This window comes from Patiriisocius sp. Uisw_047 (assembly GCF_047730165.1).
Taxonomy (GTDB): Bacteria; Bacteroidota; Bacteroidia; order Flavobacteriales; family Flavobacteriaceae; genus Patiriisocius.
Window position 1 is genome coordinate 1,152,573 of record NZ_CP159834.1, and the last position, 19,876, is coordinate 1,172,448.

Below are 19,876 nucleotides of genomic sequence, written 5' to 3' on the forward strand. Positions count from 1 at the left end.
TAGTCCTAAGGACTACTTTTTCTTGTGTCTGTTGGCGCGTCTTCTTTTCTTACGCTTGTGCGTCGCTACCTTATGTCTTTTTCTTTTTTTACCGCTTGGCATATAAATGATTATTGTGTCCTATTTTAATAGAACGGATTATTATTTTACTTCTACGTTTGTCTTTACACCTTCAACAAAAACTTTTGCAGGCTTGAACGCGGGGATATTATGTGCAGGGATTTTGATAGTTGTATTCTTAGAAATGTTTCTTCCAGTTTTCTCAGCACGAGTCTTGATGATAAAACTTCCAAAACCTCTAAGGTATACGTTATCGCCACCTTGTAATGAAGTTTTCACTTCTTCCATAAATGTTTCTACAGTAGCCTGTACATCTCCCTTTTCCATTCCTAGTCTTTCAGAAATTTTGGCTACGATATCTGCTTTCGTCATGTTTTTAAAATTAATAGGTTTATTAAATATTTTTCTTTTTCAAGAGTGCAAATATAACATTTTTAGTATGAAATACTAATAGGCTAAAACATTATAATTTAAATAGATAAAAGCTACTTTAGCGGGATGCCAAAAATTTCTGCGCAATTTTCTAAATCACTCATTACATGGTACTTACGCAATAAGCGTGATTTACCTTGGCGTAGTATCGACAACCCGTACTTTATTTGGCTTTCCGAAATTATTTTACAACAAACACGAGTAGCACAAGGTACTCCTTATTATTATGCTTTTACGGAGGCATTTCCTACCATTCTTGACCTGGCGAGCGCAGATGAAGAAACTGTCCTTAAGTTATGGCAAGGATTAGGGTATTACTCCCGAGCACGCAATTTGCACACCGCGGCAAAGTATGTAGTAGAAGAGCTAGATGGTGTTTTTCCTAGTACTTATTCTGAAATATACAAACTCAAAGGAGTAGGCGATTATACAGCAAGTGCTATTGCATCGATATGTTTTAATGAATCTACTGCAGTAGTTGATGGCAATGTGTATCGTGTGCTGTCCAGATATTTTGGGATAGACACTGCAATAAATTCTACTCTTGGAATCAAAGAATTTAAAATACTCGCTCAAAAGTTAATAGATCCCCGAGATCCGGCTACCTATAATCAAGCAATAATGGAGTTTGGGGCAAGACATTGTGTGCCTCAGAATCCAGACTGTACTGCGTGTGTTTTTAATGATGGCTGCGCCGCCTTCAGAAAAAACGAGGTGGGAGCATTACCTGTGAAGCTAAAGAAAACCAAAGTAAGAAACCGCTACTTCAATTTTTTAGTGCCGCTAACAGAAGATAAAAAAACCATACTGCAACAGCGCAAGGGAAAAGGCATATGGCAGAATCTTTATGAATTTCCATTAGTAGAAACAGCCCAAGAGGTAGATGAAACTGCATTGCTTTCCGAAGAAAATTTCCGAAGTACTATAAAAGATTGGGATATTGATTCTGTCTCATTATACAATGAGGTTGCAATCACCCACAAGCTATCACACCAGCATTTACATACACGGTTTTGGATAGTAATTTTAAAAAGTGAGCTGGATCAAATGCAGACTATTCATGAAGTGAAAGAGAAGGCAGTCCCCGTTTTGATAGGGAATTTTATTGATACCTTTCCTCCATTTAATACGGTTTAAAAGTGCAGAAACCGCATAAATACAAAAAGTGTATACGAGTTCATTTAAAACGGGAGTGGTATTGTATCTTTGTCTCCTATTAAATTAAGTAATTATGAGTGGTACATTAAACAAGGTGATGCTAATAGGCCATACGGGTGACGACGTAAAAATGCATTTTTTTGAAGGCGGTGGGAGCATAGGGAGATTTCCTGTTGCGACTAACGAGACGTATACAAATAGAACTACGGGTGAGCGTGTGAGTAACACAGAGTGGCATAATGTTGTGGTGCGTAACAAGGCGGCAGAAGTGTGTGAAAAGTATCTAAAGAAAGGTGATAAAGTATATATAGAAGGACGTCTCAAAACACGAAAGTGGCAGGATGATCAAGGAAAAGACCGCTATAATACAGAAATTCATTGTTCTGAGTTTACGTTTTTAAGCCCCAAAGGAGAGAATGAAGCAATGAATAACGAGGCGTCACAAGCGCAAGCATCAGCATCAAGTGCAAGCCCCTCACAAGCGAGTGAACCAGAAAAAGACGATTTGCCTTTTTAATTAATAAACAATACATTTAAAGTATTATTTGCACACAGGTGCTAAAATGCAATATAACAAGTGGATATAGAACCTCCGAGTTACCTTTTTATAACCTTACTATCTTACACTCAAATCCCGAGCTTAGTTGTGCTTGTGATATTATTAGGTTGTTCAGCTATGATCTCTGGAGCAGAGGTCGCTTTCTTTTCATTAAGTTCTTCTGACCTCGATACTGCCGATAGTGACGCTACGCGGAAACTTTCTATCGTCAAGAAATTACTAGACAAGCCCAAGAAGTTATTAGCGACTATACTCGTAGCAAACAACTTTATTAACATTGCCATTGTCTTGCTTTTTGAATCACTAAGCACCGTCTGGTTTGATGGTTGGAACTACGATATCAACCTCTACTTTTTTGAAATTAGCGCTGTATTCTTAGTCAAGGTGGTAGCTGTTACCTTCTTAATTCTTCTCTTTGGCGAAATTTTACCTAAAGTCTATGCAAGTAGAAACAAGGTGTCTTTTGCAATGCTTATGTCGTACCCACTTAATGTGTTAGATTTTTTAATCACACCAGTAAGTATGCCTATGCGGTCCATGACGATATACTTGCAGAATCGTTTTGGGAAACAAAGTTCTAATATAAGTGTAGATCAATTATACCAGGCGTTAGAGCTTACTAACGAAGAAGACACTACGCACGAAGAACAAAAAATATTACAAGGCATTGTCACTTTTGGTAACACAGACACAAAACAAGTGATGAAACCTAGAATGGAGATTTTTGCATTAAATGAATCTGCTACTTTTGCTGATATTATGCCGCAGATTATCGAACGCGGATTCTCGAGAATCCCGGTCTATGCAGAAAGCATTGATAGAATCACGGGAGTACTGTACGTAAAAGATTTAATGCCGCATATAGAGCGTAAAAAATTGGACTGGCAAGCACTTAAGCGAGAAGCGTACTTTGTGCCAGAAAATAAAAAACTGGACGATTTGCTTAATGAGTTTAAAGAGATGAAAATGCATCTCGCCATTGTGGTTGATGAGTACGGAGGCACCAGTGGATTGATTTCGCTTGAAGATATAATCGAGGAGATAGTAGGGGAGATTAGTGATGAGTTTGATGATGAAGATCTTATTTTTTCTAAGTTGGATGATAATAACTACGTTTTTGAAGGTAAGACATCGCTCAAAGATTTTTACAGAGTAATAGAGGTAGAAGATCATAGTATTTTTGAAGATGAAAAAGGGGAAGCAGAAACCATTGCTGGATTTCTTCTAGAAGTCTCAAAAGGCTTCCCAAAGAAAAACGAAGTAATAACCTTTCATAATTATGCGTTTACTATTGAGGCGTTTGATAATAAACGTATCAAACAAGTAAAGCTCACTAGACTTCCAGAATGAGATTCTTAATTATATTTTTACTACTTATTACCTGCGCCTCTTGCGAGGATGATGTGGTGGTAAAACCACACGCCGCACTACGGTTGCGATTTCCGACCCCAGTGTATAGCGAAGTGAAAATGGATTGCCCTTTTGTTTTTAAGCAAAACGAATATGCGCAAGTCTCAGTCAATAAGAACTGTGGCGTTAAAGTGGACTACCCAAATATGAAGGCGACGGTTTTTTTAACCTACATCGAGACAGATAGAACAAAGATGGACGCCCAACTTATTGAGGCAGAAAGGCTCGCGTTAAACCACCAACCCAAGGCAATCAACATTCCTCAAAGTCAATATGTAAATCCTGATAAAAAGACCTACGGTACATTTTATGAAATAAACGGAAATGCGGCTTCTCACGGGCAGTTTCATCTTACAGATAGTATCAAACATTTTGTAACGGCTGCACTTTATTTTGACACAAAACCTCATTTTGATTCTCTATTACCTGCTATCGAGTACGTGCGTAATGATATGCGTATGATGATGGAAACGATGGAGTGGCGGAATTGATTGACGGTAAGAGTTCTAATCAAAATTCTAAGTTTGGTGCAATAAAACTTGATAAAGGTTAAGCTTACTGTATTATCTCACTAAGTTTTTTTGATAATTTTTTTCACCATACGTTGATTGACAGAAGTTAACTCCACAAAATATATACCCGATGTAAAAGCACTCATGTCTATTTCTGGTAATTCAATTTCTTTTGAAATTAATAAATTTCCAGTAATAGAGTATAATTTCACCCAAACACTGTCATTTAGATTTTCCGCATTTAATAAAAATAGTTTGCCAGTTCTAGGATTAGGGGTCAAATGTATGATTGATAAATCTGGCGTAGAGAAACCTACAAACTTAGGGTCGTTCTCATACCAAGCTATTTTACTATCATTTTGCGAGGCAGAAATTACATCCATATCACCATCATTGTCAATATCTGCCGCGATAACATGTCTCGCACTAATAGCATTTGTAGTGATGGTTTGTTGTGGGCCAAAATTACCCAAGCCATCTAAGTTTTCATACCATGCAATCTCATTATCACCCGGAGAGGCTGTTAACACGTCTGTATCACCATCATTATCAAGGTCGGCTCCATAGGTTGCCCAAATATTATTCTCGTTATTTGAAATCAAGTTTCTCTCACTAAAATTTCCCAGCCCATCTAGATTTTCATACCAATTAAAACCTATTGTGTCATTGAGACTTACCGAAAGAATATCAATATCTCCATCACCATCTATGTCTATTGGAAAATTACTAATAGAAGAGGTAAATAGATTACTACTCCCGATTGCCTGCAAGCCTCCAAAATTACCCAATCCATCTATATTTTCATACCAACCAACTATGATGTTACCGGTAGTGGAAACTATAATGTCTAAATCATTGTCGCCGTCAATATCTGAAGTTTTAATAGATCTTCCATTTGCATCCCCAATAAACATTGCGTTCTCAAAATTGCCAACCCCGTCATTTTTATAGAGGTATAATGTGTTTGTTTCAAAAGAACCTCCTAAAATGTCTAAATCTCCATCATTATCAATATCGCTTAGATTAATATCAAAAGCACCATTAATGGTATCAATAAGTTGCTGCGATCCAAAATTACCTAATCCATCCGTGTTCTCTTGCCAAAAAAAGATATCACCATCTGCAGAGGAGGATGCAATATCAAGATCGCCGTCACCATCTATATCTCCTGTGACAATGGCGTTGTTTTCTGAGCTTTCTGAGATAAGTCGTAATGGTCCAAAATCTCCAATTCCTGATTCATTACTATACCATGCTAGTTCATTGGTGACTCTCGCAGCAGATAAAACATCTAGTGTTCCGTTGCCGTCCATGTCACCAACAGCTACTTTTCTGGGAAACAAAGCATCAGTGGAAATCACTTGTTGAGGGCCAAATTGTGCCTGCAGCAAATTTATAGAAAACAATAAAAGAATTAGTATGCAGATTTTTTTCATTTTACATATCAATGTGACAGCCTTATTCATCTTGAGATTGCATATTAAGAGAGAGTAAAAAGCTAATAAGTAGTATATTTCGTTGTGAATCATATTGGGTAGTTTCTTAAAAATACACATTATTAAATTCAAGAAATATACTACTTATTAGATTTTAATGCGAATCTATATAGCGTAATGACGTTTTATTGTTAGGTTGTGAACCTACAATTAATTACCTCATCTTTGCAGTCTCAATATAATAAAATCTAAAATTGTAAAGCTAAAATCGTAAATTTTTCATGCTCGGACTTCAAAAAAAATGGCTTTACTTAATCATCCTCTCTATCGTCTGGGGGAGTTCTTTTATCCTTATCAAAAAATCTCTTATAGGGTTAACCCCCTTACAACTGGGTTCTCTGCGCACTCTTTTTGCAGCTGCTTTTCTTTTAGCACTTGGCTTTAAGCATTTAAAAACCATCCCAAAAGATAAATGGAAATGGATTGCGATTTCTGGGTTCTTAGGGACGTTTATACCTGCGTTTTGTTTTGCCTTTGCTGAGACGGAGATTGATAGTGCGGTGGTTTCTGTTTTAAATTCAACAGTTCCTATAATTGCTTTATTACTGGGGGTTTTTATTTTTGGAATAGGATTTACCCGCAACCAACTTATAGGTGTCATAGTAGGGCTTGTAGGTAGTTTGCTGTTGATATGGAGCGGTGCAACACTCAACCCAAACCAGAACTACTGGTATAGCTTATTGGTAGTAGTTGCTTCTTTCTGTTATGGGATGAATGTAAATATTATTAAAAAGCATCTTCAGGATATTTCTGCTTTAGGGATTGCTGTGGGTAATTTTATAGTACTCGTGATTCCAGCTTTCATCGTATTAACGTTCTCTGGTTTCTTTGAGCAGGATATACTAGCGAATGATGATGTAATGACCTCATTAGGATATCTTGTTATTCTTGCCATTGTAGGAACCGGAGTCGCAAAAGTGTTGTTTAATAAATTAGTGCAAATAAGCACGCCCGTTTTTGCGACTTCAGTGACGTATATGATTCCTATTGTTGCTTTGTTTTGGGGGTTGTTGGATGGTGAGCAATTTGGACTCTCTCAAATAGGCGCGGCTTGTTTAATCATTTTTGGGGTGTATCTTGCAAATAGAAAGTCACCAAAAAAGACCTTTATATAAAGGACGGTCTTGAATACTTCTTATTTCCGAAGTACATTTGTGTTTAATTAATTTAGTGGATGTTGCTCTCTAAAGCTATTAAAGCCTTGTTAAAGAGTTGCCGTTCTGGAAATGGAAAAGCATCTTGAATCTTTACCTTATGAGTAAATTTTAGCACTCATTTAAGCGTTGTAAAATGGCTGGGTTACTTCTGAAACTTTAAAATTTCAGAAATACATCTTAAATCACTTAAAATTAAGGGGAAAGACTTTGTAGTTCTTTTTAATAAAATTATATTTGCAGCCCTCTAAGGAGAATTATGTCTTGTTGTTATTATCAAGCGTTATGAAACCTAGGGAAAACTTAATAATAATTAATATTTAAACGTTACAGCTATGTACGCAATTGTAGAGATAGCAGGGCAGCAATTTAAAGTTGCAAAAGACCAAAAGGTTTTTGTAAATCGTTTATCAACTGAAGAAGGTGAAACTGTAGAGTTTGACAATGTTCTTTTAGTAGGTGACGGTGACAATATTACCCTTGGCGCCCCGGCTATAGACGGAGCTCTTATAGGAGCGAAAGTCCTAAGACACCTTAAAGGTGACAAAGTTATTGTTTTCAAGAAGAAAAGAAGAAAAGGTTACCGTGTGAAAAACGGTCACAGACAAGCCCTTTCAGAAATCGTAATTGAAAGCATCGCAACTTCTGGTGCTAAGAAAAAGCAACGCCTGCAAAGGCTAAAGCTAAACCAGCAGCGAAGAAAGAAGAAGCTAAAAAAGCGGCTCCAGTAAAAGCAGCAGCTCCTAAAGCGGAAGCTAAAAAAGCAGCTCCAAAAAAATCAGCTAAAGGCGATGATCTTAAGAAGATTGAAGGAGTAGGCCCTAAGGCAGCAGAAGCAATGGTAAATGCAGGATTAGATACTTTTGCAAAAGTAGCTAAGGCAAAACCAGAAGCAATTGAAGCTATTTTAGCAGAAGCAAGTTCTAGATTAGCGCATTTAGTTGCTAGCACATGGCCACAGCAAGCTAAGTTAGCTGCAGATGGTATGTGGGACGAGCTTAAAAAATTACAAGACGAATTGGATGGTGGTAAGGCTTAATAGCTGCATCTAATTCTAAGTTTAATATATCCTTATCGCAAGATGAGGTCTAAATTTAAAAATTATGGCTCACAAAAAAGGAGTTGGTAGTTCTAAAAACGGTAGGGAATCAGAATCAAAACGTTTAGGCGTTAAGATATTTGGTGGTCAAGCTGCTATTGCTGGGAACATCATAGTAAGACAAAGAGGTAATACACATCACCCAGGTGAGAATGTATACGGTGGTAAAGATCATACCCTTCACGCAAGAGTGGATGGTTATGTGAAATTCACTAAGAAAAGAGATAACAAATCTTATGTAAGCATTGTTCCAGTAGGAGAGGCTTAAGATTTTATCTTACCCAAAAGTAAAACCTCGATGACCATATGGATGTCGAGGTTTTTTTATGCATTATTTTAAATCTTAGTCTTTCCATCCGCATAGGGTCCTTCCGTGTTCACGGGCATCTATAAGTGTGGTTTCAATAGTAGGTTTTTTACATGCGTTGAGGCCACGACAATTTTTCTTTAAATGATATTTTGAGCTTGTTGTTGAGTTGCAAATAAAAACAGTTTTCTCAAGCGTTTTTGCAAACCCAAATACGGTGAACCCAATACAGATTATTATTCCATATACTTTTAGTTTCTGAAATTCCATGGGGCGATGGGGTTTTTATTTCGCCACAAACCTAATTTATTTTTGCGAGCGTCTTTCTCTAGAAGGTCATAAGATTGATCTTCTGAGTATTTTTTATAATGCCAAGCCATCCCTAATGACACCATTTGTTTGTTTATGTTTTCTCCACTCTCATTGAGTAATACAGCAATTAATCTCCCACTTCTGTCAAAGCTGTTTTCAGTTTTTACCGTGATTATTGTCCCAAAGCATAAGTCTGAAAGTGCTTTTTTAGCGACATTCCCAAAGGGTTGTTTTCCTCTTTTCTCAGGACAGTCTATGTGAGCAAGTCTTATCTTAATGGGTAATTCATGATATAGAATTTCGCAGGTATCTCCATCTATAATTCTTATCACTTTTGCTTTGAAAGTTATTTGGGGTTTTTGTGACACTTCAATTTTTGAACTAACCACTTCTGTGTATCCAATGTTCTGAGAGATAAAAAAAAGTAGTGGTGCTATTAAAAGAATGAAAAGGGGTTTCATTGGTTATGCTTTTATAAAATTAAAACTATGCTGGTATAAAACAACTACACTAATTGAGATAAACTTTATCGGAAACTTTTACCGTCTAGAATTTTCAAAACATTATATAAGATATTTGTGTAAAGAAAAGAGTTGATATTAAATAAGTCGTAACTCCTTTGCAATAGTCACTAAATGTATCATCGTTTTGGCCCCTAGATCGTCACGGAGATCTTTCAATCTTTTCTCTATAGAGCTGCGACTGCTAGGAGAGATCTTCTTGGCCTTAAATAGTGTCTCAATCTCTTTTTGCGTATACCCTTCAGATAACAGTGTAATGAGCATGGTGTCTAATTCTGTAATTTGTACTGTATTCTTGTTTCCAATAGATCTTTGTAGTTTCAACGAAGTATATTTCCCTCCATTTTTGATGGCCTCTATGGCAGCGATTAGATTTTTTAAGCCATTTCTGTCTTTACAAACGTAGGCATCAATAAATCCAGTTTCCCAGATAGTTTTAAATTTTTGTGGGTGGTCTTCCACGGTAAAGACTATTATTTTTAAAGAAGGCTGTTCCTTTTTCAATTGGGTAAACAATGCCTCACCATTCGCTAATTTTTCATTGCGATGATCTTTTTTAAACGATAAGTCTGTGATAAGTAAATCATAAGGAGCTTCATTCAAAAGCTCTTTTTTAAATTTGACATACGCATCATCACAGTATTGTGCTACATTATAATCAAGAATGCCCTGCTCCTTTAGTGTCTTGACAACTCCTAAATTAATACTGTCTATATCTTCTGCAACGAGTACTTTTTTAATCATATTTATCTTGGTAACGTGATTGACACAGAAGTGCCCTTCGTTGTTTCTGAGGCAAAGTTAACTGTACCACCGCAAGAAAAAATACGGGTTTCCACATTTTGAATTCCAGAACCACTCGAGAGTATTTTTTTATCGATTCCTTTCCCATTATCATAATAATTGATTTTCAACAACTTAGCAGTTTTTTTAAATGAAATTACCACGTGAGAAGCTTCACTATGTTTTTTCATATTTGTCATTAATTCTTGAAGCACTCTGTAAATGGCAATCTTTTGTACTTCAGAAATGTCGTCCCAAGGTACTTCTCCAATCCCTTGCAGGATAAGCCGGGTATCGCCATTGCAGTAACTGCTTAAAGTAAAACTCAGGTTTTTTGCATACGAAGAGCCCGTATCCACCATTGATGTTGCTTTACTTATATCTCTAGATCTGTGATACACTATATCCATTCTGTCTAAGATATCATTCTTATCTTCTTTGCTGTCTATAGCCTGCATTATGTAAAAAAGATCGTTTGCTAATTCATCATGTACTTTTTTTGAATACGCAATTTCCGTTTTATAATGGGCTTGTTGTTTTTCTTTTTTAAGCCTTTGTACCCTATATATAAACCAGATTCCCGTGAGTAAACTAAGAATGATGATTGCCGTGGCGCTAATAATGGTTGTAGTTCTTGCTTTCTGAAATTTTAAAGATTTGTTGAGGCTTTCCGTTGTTAATACTTGGTTCTGTTGTTCAAGTCTATCTGACTCAAACTGAAATTTTAAAAACGTAGTTCTAGCCTGTCTTTCTGCAGTTTGAAGACTGTCTGAGAGACTGCTGTATAGAAGCCCTATCTCTTTAATTTTATTAGGTTGCTCAGTTTTTAAGAGGATGTCTAAAGCCTCTAGTCTTGCTTCAGGACTTCTCAGTCGTAAAGCAATTTTATATGCATCGTTAGCATATCCAGAAGCTTCTCTAGGCGCATCTATAACTAAGACTTTGGCAAGCTGCACGTAACTTGAAAATATGCCTAAAATGTCTTTATTCTCTTTACGTATGGACATTGCGTCTATTATTGCAGAAAGCGCACTTTGATTACCATTTTTATAGTCAGCATAGGCAAGATTGCTCAAGATCCTTGCGTAGGTTGATGCGTTGTTTTTAACATCTGGATCATTAAGAAGTGGCGAGAGCAGTTCAATTACTTTTGACCAGTTCTCATTCGTAATATGTACAACAGCAATATTACTAGTGAGTACAGCCTTTTCTATCGATGTTAGCGTCTCATCAATCCCTCGGTTATAATATTTTATTGCGTCTTTAGATTGTCCCTGCTCTTTTGACGCTCTGCCCAATGCATTATACAGCCACAACCTATTGGAAATGTTTTGGTTACCTTCTGCGTAGTCTATTGCTGTGAGTGCCGTTTTTTCAGCACCAATAAAATCTCCTAGATCATTCTGTATGTTGGATAATCGTTCTGCGGCTTTACTGGCCTTAATAGAATCAGGTATTTTTTTATAAAATATTAATGCAGCTTGAGCCGCTTTATAACTAGCAATTAAGTTTCCTATGTTTAGATAATCACGTGCCTGTCTGTATCTTGATTTTGCTAAAAACAAAGTGTCCTTTTTTGCAGAAGCCAGATCAATAAGGAGCGTTAAATTTAATATCGACTCCTGGTGTAATTTATGCCTTCTAAGAAGAATACTCTTGTAGTATAAACTTTTAAAGTATAAAGAGTCTATTCCATTTTCTTTAGATAACATGGCGGCCTTATCAATGAGCTGTAAAGAAATTTTCTGATCTTTTTTTGCCTTTATTGCAGCTTTATAGTACTCTTGGATCTCACTAATTACAACTGCTTTATTAGGGCCTTTCTGGCAATGGCTGTCAGAAAAGCTTAAAAATAAAAAGAGGAATAAAACAACGTGTTTCATTCCTCTAATGTACTATAAACCATGCTGTTTCTTAAACAGATATTGATTAATTAATCGGCGTCTTCTTCATTGCCGTTTGGGTCGTTCCCGTCTTCTCCCACGCCATTCTGTAAGATGTCTGATGATGCCACGCGTTCTGGAGAACAAGAGTAAAGAGCTGAACTTGTAACTAATGCAATAAGAATTATAAAAATTATTTTCATGTTTTCTGAAATTTTAAAAATGATACTTACCGAGGCCTATATGAGAATGCACGGGCAAACTCAATGGCGCTCGAATTAAATTTTCAGGAAAGTGGGTTTTCTAAGCTGTTTTGCTACTTTCCTATTTAACAAAAGGGAAGCTAGAAGACCCAGACCAAATAAAGTTGCGCAATGCCCCTCTGCAGAAGAGCATACCTCATTGGCGAGACAAATATCTGCCTGTTTCATAGGGTTGTTTTGGAAAGAAGCAGGAAATGTTCTGGAAAATAAGTTTCCAAGTATTTTCTTAATTTTGATATTTATGGCTAACTTTAAAACGGTATGGAAAACCCTATTATATTAAAGTTGTGTGAAGAAGCTTTCGCTAAAGCCGAAGTATTGTGTGGAAAGAAAAGTGATAATGGGCGCGCCACTTTTCTGGAAGATGAACTAAGAAGAAGTCAAGTTTCTATAAGTGGAAAATCACTCATTGCATATAAAAATGGGAAGAGTATACCTGGAACAGAAGTGCTTGATGGCTTAGCAAAATTTTTAGATTTTGAGTCCTTTAAAACGTTTCACGAAGAAAATAAAATACAAGAAATTTCAGAAGACACTAGAACTAAAACAAGATCGAGTATCATCCTTTGGATTCTAATTATAGCCTTGGGCTTCCTGTTGACGTATAATATGTTAACGCCAAAAGCAAACGAATGTCTGGTCTGGAATGGGAATAGGTATCAAGTTGAAATGTGCAGCGGTGCGTCTTTAGAAATTCCTTATAAAGAAGAGTTACTTGATTTTAAACAAATGTTTCCTTGTTCTGGTTTTACATTTTATGATGTCGACGGTCAACCAATCGTTTGGTACGACAAGTCTAACGGCGACGTGTCTTTTTTTAATTCGTTAGGAAGACATCCTGTAAATAAAAAAACATTAAAACCCATAACAGATACAATCATCGAGAAGTATGTGCCAGATTGTAACTCTTTGACAGAAAAATCAAATAATCATTCTTAATCAAATTCTGCTAGCGTCACTGCATTTAGAGGCAAGGCCCATTACGTATTTCTAGGGAAATGCGTTTGTATAAATTCTTGGGGTAGCGTTTGAAACGAAAATTGATTCGGTCTATTAGAAGTCCCTTGACTAATGGCCGAAGTAATATCTAAAAGTGCTATCTGCATTTAGACCTGTATACTTATAAAGCTCGCGATAGATAAGAGCACAACCATCACATAATGCTTTTTCTCTTTTTATTCCCCTGACTAATCACGGCCTCTTTTGTGAAATATATTTCTTTTTGTAAGGAGGTGTTAAATCGTAGATCACTATCATAATCAATGTTGCGTGCAACCCAATTAAAAATGACGGTTGCCTTTTGTTCTTGCGTAGAAAGGGACACAAAAAAACCGTCTGATTTAAAACAGACGGTTTTTTTAATATTGTGTAACTATTAACGTGGCTTAATTTATCGCGGGGCAATTACAGCTATATGGCGCACGTCTTCCGCTTAAGAAATCAAGACCAAGTGTGATCTGGTGAAAACCGCCGCTGTTAAAACGAACATTACCAGAAAGGTAAGAATACGTGTAGGCAAACATAAAGTTTTTATATGTTCCTCCTAAAACTGGTGTGACGTATTGTAATTTTTGATCACTTATTTCCTGCCCATTCACAAACTCTGCACCGTCAAAACTTCTTCTATATGAGACCCCTGCAAAAAGTTTTCCGTCATCAAACATTCGATATGCTTTAAAGTTTACATCTATGTTTTGCTCGTTAGTGCGTTCTCTCCATTGGAATAAAAAACCTGGCTCAAATGACCAGTCACTAGCAGATCTTGAACCGCTAGGGCCAGAAATTGCATAGGTCGCTCCCAATAAATAGTTGCGTTGGTTATTTGATTCAAATCCAGGGTTGTTTAATGCTCTATTCTGAAATATTAAATTCTTGATTGTAAGGTGACCAGAGAAATTCAAAAAATTATAAGACAATCCTGCATCTACATTAAAGTAAGAACCACTTTGTAGTATGTCTGCAATGATAGGGTCAAAATTTTCTGGATCAAATAGCGCTGAATCATCTAGTCTTGATTGGATAAGTCCCGCACTCAGACCAAAAGATAGTTGGTTAAGATCTGCCTCACTCCTAGAAAACATCAAGTGATGTGCATATGTAATATAACCTCCTGTTTGAGAATGATACCCGTTTTGGTCATTAATGATTATTGCTCCTATTCCAGAACTTTCACCAACACGAGCATTGATACTCGCCGTTTGTAAATTGGGTGCTTCAACACTATCAAACCATTGTTGACGCGCTGTTAAGCGTACTTGATTGTGCGCTGCAGCTCCTGCCATAGAAGGGTGCAACAAATAATAATTGTCGGCAAAATAATCCGAGTATATCGGTAAGCCGTCCTGCGCAATGGAGATTTGGGCAAAAAACAATGCCAGGACTAAGTAGATTAAGTTGAGTTTCATATTTTTTTATCGTTTCAAAGTAAAGTGACCTCTAAATTCTTTTCTTGTATCGTCTTCAGTATATTCTATTAAGAACCAGTAATCACTAGAAGGTAAAGGGGTTCCGTTATAAGTTCCGTCCCATCCTGCATCATTTATAGGGCTCAATTGCTTGAGTAATTTGCCGTACCTGTCAAAGATATAGATATTAGCCGAAGGGTCAAAACTCGCAATAGATTCAATTTTCCAAGTATCATTAAAGCCATCTCCGTTAGGTGTCATAAAGCGATCGTAATCAATCACTCCAAACTTAAAGGTTGCTTCTCCACAACCATTCACATCCCTAATAGTAATCATTTGTGAACCTGCTACTACATTCTCAAAGATAGCACTCTCTTGGAATGGGCCATCTCCTATACTGTATTCATAGGTCCCTATTCCTTCGGTGACAACCTCTACCGTATTGCTTCCGGAGAACGCTCCGTCAACTAAGCGTGCGCTAAAGTTGATAGGAGGTGCAGATAAGGTTACTGTAGTCATTGCCATTGCACTGCACCCTGTTGCAATCTCTGTGGCAGTTACTTGATATACTCCTCCAGCCACGGCTGTAATAGTGTTTCCTATCTCCCCTTCAAGTACAGCTCCATCTAAAGTCCATTCAAAGACATATAAGTTTTCATCGAGATCGATCCCAAAAGTTGGTGGACTTTCCTCTCCTGAGTCTTCTTGTATAGGGTTTCCATTCTCATCTACACACAGTCTAAATGTTTCTGGCAGCTCAAAGAAAGGCAACTGTTCTACATTTAAGATTACAACTACCGTTTCGCTGCATTCAGATAATGCGTTGGTAAGGGTTGCGTAAATCTCTTGTGGGTTAATGATGTTTGTATAACTTGTTTTTGGTGTTATTGGGTCTATACCCTCTAACGCATTCTCGAGCGTTTCGTAATAAAGCACTCCGTAGATAGTAGGATCTTGAACACCTAGTATTTCATCATCTAATGTTGATAAATCAAAAACTGTAAAACCATCATTAGCTCCTTCTGTATCACAAAGTGTGTATGGCTCTGCAGGCGTAGTTGCTGTTGCCCCATCTCTCGTTTCAAGTTCGAAGAATTGAACACCTCCTATATAACATCCTGTTTCTAGGTTTGTGATTCCTGTGTAAATCAACAACGGCATTCCCGGTATTATTGTCGCAGGATACATATTTGCAGGCGTGATAGGATTGACCATCATCTCTGCATCTAATGCAGTTTCATAATAACTCACCTCGAAGTCCGCAGGATCTTGGTCTGGACCTAATGCTTCATCTTTCTTTAAAGTTAGATCAAATTCTGCAACGCCATCATTGGGCGTTTCACAAACAACTAAACTAGTTAAAACAGCAGTGTCATCTGGTAATGGGTTGACTATTAATTGAACGGCTACAATTTCAAAACAACCCGATGTATTATCAAGAGTATCTACACGAATATAGACTATATCTGCATTCATTTGATTCTCATATATTGTTGGATCTGGAATCCCGTTCATCATATCAAAAGCGTCTTGATAGGTCGCGTAATATTGTACTGTCCAGTTTGCTCCACCCGTAATTAGAGGTGCTGCATCTGTAAGATCAAAAATTTCTATTTCATCTCCCGCATTATTATAATCACATAACTCGAGCACAACATCTGTCGCAGGAGCAGGATTTGAAACTACTCTTAATCTTATCGTAGTAAAATCAAAGCAGGATGAGTTACTGTCTGTTACACGAACAAATAAAGTTTGCGGATTAATCGCATCCCCCATTGTGTCGACATTCATATGCTCGTTTGCTGGCGAAATAGGATTTTCATTTCCTTGCGCCTCGGCATCAGTTAAGAAATATTGCACATTAATTCCAGGAATACCTCCAGTAATTGTGTCATCATAGAGGGTAAGGTCAAAAGTAAAAACACCATCACCTGGCTCTCCAAGAGTATCGCAAACTTCTACTTCTAATGGTCCAATAGCAATAGGACCGTCTACTACCTCAAGCTCAAAACTACCTATAGAATTACATAAATTATCTATGTCATCATTGTCTAGACGATACCAGATAGTCTGCGGGTTTGATGTATTTGTGTACATCATAGGATTTGATATCACGGGCATACCAGCTTCTGCAAATGCAAGAGACTCGTGATAAGTTAACGTAAAATCATCTGGATCTTGATCTCCGTAAATAGTTGTATTCTGCTGGGTTAAATTGAAAATAGAAAAACCATCTCCATCATTTTCGCAAGCTATGAGCGGCTCAAGTTCCAATGGAATTACGGGACTATCTGTAACAATTAAGTCAAGAGTGATCGTATTGTAACAGGCATTACCCATATTTGTCGCATCATATTCTAGGCGCACATATACGGTCTGCATAAACTGAATAATATTACTGTACAGCATCGTCGTATCAAACGCGTTTGTAGCATTATCTGCATCCAGTTGCGTTTCATAATAGCTGATAAGAATATTCATTTCGCCACCAATAATCTCAGCGCTTTTTACTGTTAGATCAAAAAAGGCATAGCCATCATTGTTGTCATCACAAACTACAAGAGGTTCTGGCGTTTCTGGCGAAGGAGTATTTTCTACTCGCAGCTCAAGTGCTACTGTCATTGTTTCAATACAACCCGTCGTAGCATCTTCTGCCAAGATATAAATGGCTTGTGGGTTCTCTATGTTTGGATATGCTTCAGGGTTTGTAATAGGATTAGTCCCATTATCAGCGTCCATTTGCGTTTCATAAAAAGTGATATCTAAATTAAGATCTCCACCTGTAATTTCAAAAATAGCTGCGTTCAAATCAAATATTTCTATTTCATCACCTGGGTTGTTTACATCACAGAGTATCAATGGTGTTGGCGCCGTAAGAATTGGTTGTAAATTTACAATTAGTTCTACTGTAGTTTGGCTCATGCAACCATTGTCAATATCTGTGACTACTATATAAATAATTTGTGGGTTTCCTAAAGAAGGTTGATTTGTATACGTACTAGGATTTGAAATAGGATTACTTCCACTATCTGCATTACCTTGTGTTTCAAAATATTCAACTATAAAAGTTCCAGAAGGTAACATTTGAGCCTCTACGGAATTAAGAATAAAAACCACCTCACCATCATCATCATCATCGCAAAGCATTAATGGCTCTGGAGCAGTAATTACGGGACTGTCACCTACTATGAGTTCTAGTGCTATTGTATCAAAACAGCCCGTATTTAAACCTGTCAGTCTTGCGATAATCGTTTGGTTAAAAGGAACAATGTTTAAATAAGGACTTACTAAAGCATTTGTATTTCCATTTGCTTCTCCTTGTGTTTCGTGATAGGAAACAACTAAAAAACCTGAAGGATCACCGCATCGTACTTCATCATCTCTTTCTGTGAGCATAAACTCACCTATACCATCATTATCACTATCGCAAAATACAAGTGGTTCTGGCTGACAAATCGTTGGCAATGGAGCTACTTGCAATTCAAGTGTAGTAATACTATAGCAACCTGTTGCATCATCTTCAATACGCACCCAAATTGTTTCACCAGTACTAGTGTAGGGAATAATCAATGGGTTTTCTGCATCTTGTGCATCTATGATATTTCCAAAGTAGGTAACACTTAGCCCTACTGCTCCTGCAACAACCTCGTCATTCTTTTGATTTGGGTCAAAAATGGCGGTGCCATCTTCTTCAACATCACATCCGATAAGTGGGAACGGTGCCGAAAATGGAGGGGTTTGACCAAGAATGAGATCAAAACTTCCTTCTGTGGTGCAGCCTAGATTGTTAGTGGCTTGTACATAAATCGTGGTGAAGCCGCTGATATATGAAGAAGGGTTTGCAATAGGGTTATTGCCTGCTTGCGCATCTGCTAACGTTTCAAAGTACTCTAGGCTAACATCAACAAGATCATTAAGAATTTCGTCTTCCTTTGAAGTAAGATCAACCGTTTCTACTCCATCTTCATCATTGTCACACTGGAAAAAATCTGAAATAGGTACTGTTATTTCTGGCGCAAAATCTACTTGTATTTCTAGAGGCACGATATCAAAACAGTTTCTAAAAATGTCTTCGAGACGACCATATACTATCTGGAAGTTAGGCACTACATTCTCGTACATTGTAGGGTCTGGAATAATGTTGATTTCCATCGCTGCATCAAATTCAGATTCATAGTAGTCAACCAGTACATCCATTTGGCCATTGATAATTTGTGAATCTGCTTGCGTAAGGTCAAAAATGGTGATCCCATCATTAGGGGCTTCATCACATTCTCTTATGAAATCTGGGATTACTGCCACAGGTTGTGGAGAAAATTCTATGATAATTTCATCTGTAGCGGTACAATCTACACTTAAAATAGCTTCTATTTGAAATGTTCCACCTTGAGTAACTGTTATTTCATTGTCTGTTTCGTCTGGAAGAATATCAAACATTCCGTTGGTTGGATTCTGGATGTACCACTGAAAAGTGGCTCCAGGTGCAGACTCTTCTACTCCAAAGGTAAACTCATCACCTTCACAAGGTGCATTACCAGAAACAATAGTTGCATCTGGCGGTAATGCTACCCCAATGTTAAAACTACCTTCTCTAAAAAAAACGGCAGAATCAAAAGCAGTATCACCTCTATCCCCAGTGACCATTTTAAGCTCGTATGTTTCTCCCGGTGTCAGTGAGGCCATTGCAATTAATGCTTGCGTATACCCGTCAAATTGTATTTCATTTAAGTTATTACCACCTTGGTTACTCACATATAATTCTGGGAAAAAGTTAACTCCAGGTATTTCAGAACCACAATTGAAAGAATCATCGTGTATAGATAGTGTGTTTACAACAACCCCGGCAGAACCCGGAACGGCTGCAATGTTTGTTCCTCCAAAAACGGTTCCGGAGTCGTCAGGAATACCTGGGCCTTTTAATAAAAATGCAAACCCGTCTCTAAACTGAGCAGAACATTCAAATTGATCCTCATATTCTTCTGAAGCAAAAATGAAATCAAAAGACATTTCAGAAATTACAGGAACGAAAGTAAATTGAAATACTGTCGCATTGTTTGTAGGTTCGTTAAGACCATCAAGACCAAATAATACGGCTTGTAAATCTGCATCGCCACCCCATCCTGGACCAGTGTCACTTACCTCATTATCGTTCGGTCCTTCTGCACTTTTGGCAAAACCACCAGACATAACAAGGCCAGATTCAAATGGAAAGCTTGTGCCAGTGGCATCAAAATAGCCCCAACTGCGCTCATCAATGTTAGTCGCTCCGTCTGGATTTTCTTGTAAAAATGTAAATTCTACATCCCCGCATCCAGAGCCTCCTATGAGGACCTCTGTAATCATTTGTTCTGGAGTGTAATTAGTTTCATTAGCCATTGGGTCGTTGACCAGAATGCTTTGTGTGAAACCGACTAATGGTATTAGTAGAATAATGGTTAGTAAAGTTCTTTTCATAGTAGGCACTTAAGGTTCCAAATATATTGAATACATTGGTTTTGTTTCGCTATTTTTGTCAAAAAATA

General features: G+C 37.4%; 16 protein-coding genes and 1 pseudogene. 8 read left to right on the top strand and 9 right to left on the bottom strand.

Annotated elements, in window-relative coordinates; genetic code table 11:
* Positions 1-141: 141 nt before the first annotated feature.
* The gene (locus ABXT71_RS05080; protein ID WP_415373063.1) at positions 142-462 is read right to left on the bottom strand and encodes an HU family DNA-binding protein; all 321 of its coding nucleotides are present in this window, start codon (positions 460-462) and stop codon (positions 142-144) included.
* 96 nt (positions 463-558) lie between these two features.
* Between ABXT71_RS05080 and mutY the strand changes: the two genes are divergently transcribed.
* The 4 genes from mutY to gldD all read left to right on the top strand — a co-directional run bounded on the left by mutY (position 559) and on the right by gldD (position 4,110).
* Positions 559-1,629 (top strand): A/G-specific adenine glycosylase, encoded by a 1,071-nt coding sequence (gene mutY, locus ABXT71_RS05085; RefSeq protein ID WP_415372770.1) that lies wholly within the window; start codon positions 559-561, stop codon positions 1,627-1,629.
* A gap of 94 nt (positions 1,630-1,723) precedes the next feature.
* The gene (locus ABXT71_RS05090; protein WP_415372771.1) at positions 1,724-2,167 is read left to right on the top strand and encodes a single-stranded DNA-binding protein; all 444 of its coding nucleotides are present in this window, start codon (positions 1,724-1,726) and stop codon (positions 2,165-2,167) included.
* A gap of 60 nt (positions 2,168-2,227) precedes the next feature.
* On the top strand, positions 2,228-3,559 hold the full coding sequence (locus ABXT71_RS05095; RefSeq protein WP_415372772.1) for a gliding motility-associated protein GldE: 1,332 nt from the start codon (positions 2,228-2,230) through the stop codon (positions 3,557-3,559).
* Positions 3,556-4,110 carry a gliding motility lipoprotein GldD gene (gene gldD / locus ABXT71_RS05100; protein ID WP_415372773.1) on the top strand — a complete coding sequence of 185 codons (555 nt, stop codon included), beginning with the start codon at positions 3,556-3,558 and terminating at the stop codon, positions 4,108-4,110. The genes ABXT71_RS05095 and gldD overlap by 4 nt, the downstream gene beginning before the upstream one ends.
* A gap of 80 nt (positions 4,111-4,190) precedes the next feature.
* On the opposite strand, the gene ABXT71_RS05105 is transcribed toward gldD, so the two are convergent.
* Positions 4,191-5,567 carry a T9SS type A sorting domain-containing protein gene (locus ABXT71_RS05105; RefSeq protein WP_415372774.1) on the bottom strand — a complete coding sequence of 459 codons (1,377 nt, stop codon included), beginning with the start codon at positions 5,565-5,567 and terminating at the stop codon, positions 4,191-4,193.
* A 281-nt stretch (positions 5,568-5,848) separates the two neighbouring features.
* Between ABXT71_RS05105 and ABXT71_RS05110 the strand changes: the two genes are divergently transcribed.
* The 3 genes and pseudogenes from ABXT71_RS05110 to rpmA all read left to right on the top strand — a co-directional run bounded on the left by ABXT71_RS05110 (position 5,849) and on the right by rpmA (position 8,148).
* Positions 5,849-6,742, top strand: a complete 894-nt coding sequence (locus ABXT71_RS05110) for a DMT family transporter (protein WP_415372775.1) — start codon at positions 5,849-5,851, stop codon at positions 6,740-6,742.
* 374 nt (positions 6,743-7,116) lie between these two features.
* Positions 7,117-7,820: pseudogene (rplU, locus tag ABXT71_RS05115) on the top strand (50S ribosomal protein L21).
* A 64-nt stretch (positions 7,821-7,884) separates the two neighbouring features.
* A complete protein-coding gene (gene rpmA, locus ABXT71_RS05120; protein ID WP_415372776.1) occupies positions 7,885-8,148 on the top strand; it encodes a 50S ribosomal protein L27 in 264 nt (87 codons plus the stop codon).
* 75 nt (positions 8,149-8,223) lie between these two features.
* Here rpmA and ABXT71_RS05125 read toward each other — a convergent pair whose 3' ends face one another.
* The 5 genes from ABXT71_RS05125 to ABXT71_RS05145 all read right to left on the bottom strand — a co-directional run bounded on the left by ABXT71_RS05125 (position 8,224) and on the right by ABXT71_RS05145 (position 11,889).
* Positions 8,224-8,457 carry a hypothetical protein gene (locus ABXT71_RS05125; RefSeq protein ID WP_415372777.1) on the bottom strand — a complete coding sequence of 78 codons (234 nt, stop codon included), beginning with the start codon at positions 8,455-8,457 and terminating at the stop codon, positions 8,224-8,226.
* Positions 8,439-8,960, bottom strand: a complete 522-nt coding sequence (locus tag ABXT71_RS05130; protein WP_415372778.1) for a thermonuclease family protein — start codon at positions 8,958-8,960, stop codon at positions 8,439-8,441. Before ABXT71_RS05130 ends, ABXT71_RS05125 begins: the two co-directional genes overlap by 19 nt.
* Before the next feature lie 138 nt (positions 8,961-9,098).
* Positions 9,099-9,764 carry a DNA-binding response regulator gene (locus ABXT71_RS05135; protein ID WP_415372779.1) on the bottom strand — a complete coding sequence of 222 codons (666 nt, stop codon included), beginning with the start codon at positions 9,762-9,764 and terminating at the stop codon, positions 9,099-9,101.
* 2 nt (positions 9,765-9,766) lie between these two features.
* Positions 9,767-11,686 (bottom strand): ATP-binding protein, encoded by a 1,920-nt coding sequence (locus tag ABXT71_RS05140; protein WP_415372780.1) that lies wholly within the window; start codon positions 11,684-11,686, stop codon positions 9,767-9,769.
* Positions 11,687-11,736: 50 nt separating this feature from the next.
* Complete coding sequence (locus ABXT71_RS05145; RefSeq protein ID WP_415372781.1) at positions 11,737-11,889, bottom strand: hypothetical protein; 153 nt, start codon at positions 11,887-11,889, stop codon at positions 11,737-11,739.
* Positions 11,890-12,210: 321 nt separating this feature from the next.
* Here ABXT71_RS05145 and ABXT71_RS05150 point away from each other — a divergent pair, with 321 nt between their 5' ends.
* Complete coding sequence (locus ABXT71_RS05150) at positions 12,211-12,888, top strand: hypothetical protein (RefSeq protein WP_415372782.1); 678 nt, start codon at positions 12,211-12,213, stop codon at positions 12,886-12,888.
* Positions 12,889-13,334: 446 nt separating this feature from the next.
* Here the strand turns inward: ABXT71_RS05150 and ABXT71_RS05155 are convergent, their stop codons facing one another.
* Both ABXT71_RS05155 and ABXT71_RS05160 read right to left on the bottom strand, forming a co-directional pair.
* Complete coding sequence (locus ABXT71_RS05155; RefSeq protein ID WP_415372783.1) at positions 13,335-14,354, bottom strand: type IX secretion system membrane protein PorP/SprF; 1,020 nt, start codon at positions 14,352-14,354, stop codon at positions 13,335-13,337.
* A gap of 6 nt (positions 14,355-14,360) precedes the next feature.
* Positions 14,361-19,808 carry a choice-of-anchor L domain-containing protein gene (locus tag ABXT71_RS05160; protein ID WP_415372784.1) on the bottom strand — a complete coding sequence of 1,816 codons (5,448 nt, stop codon included), beginning with the start codon at positions 19,806-19,808 and terminating at the stop codon, positions 14,361-14,363.
* Between the last annotated feature and the right edge of the window lie 68 nt (positions 19,809-19,876).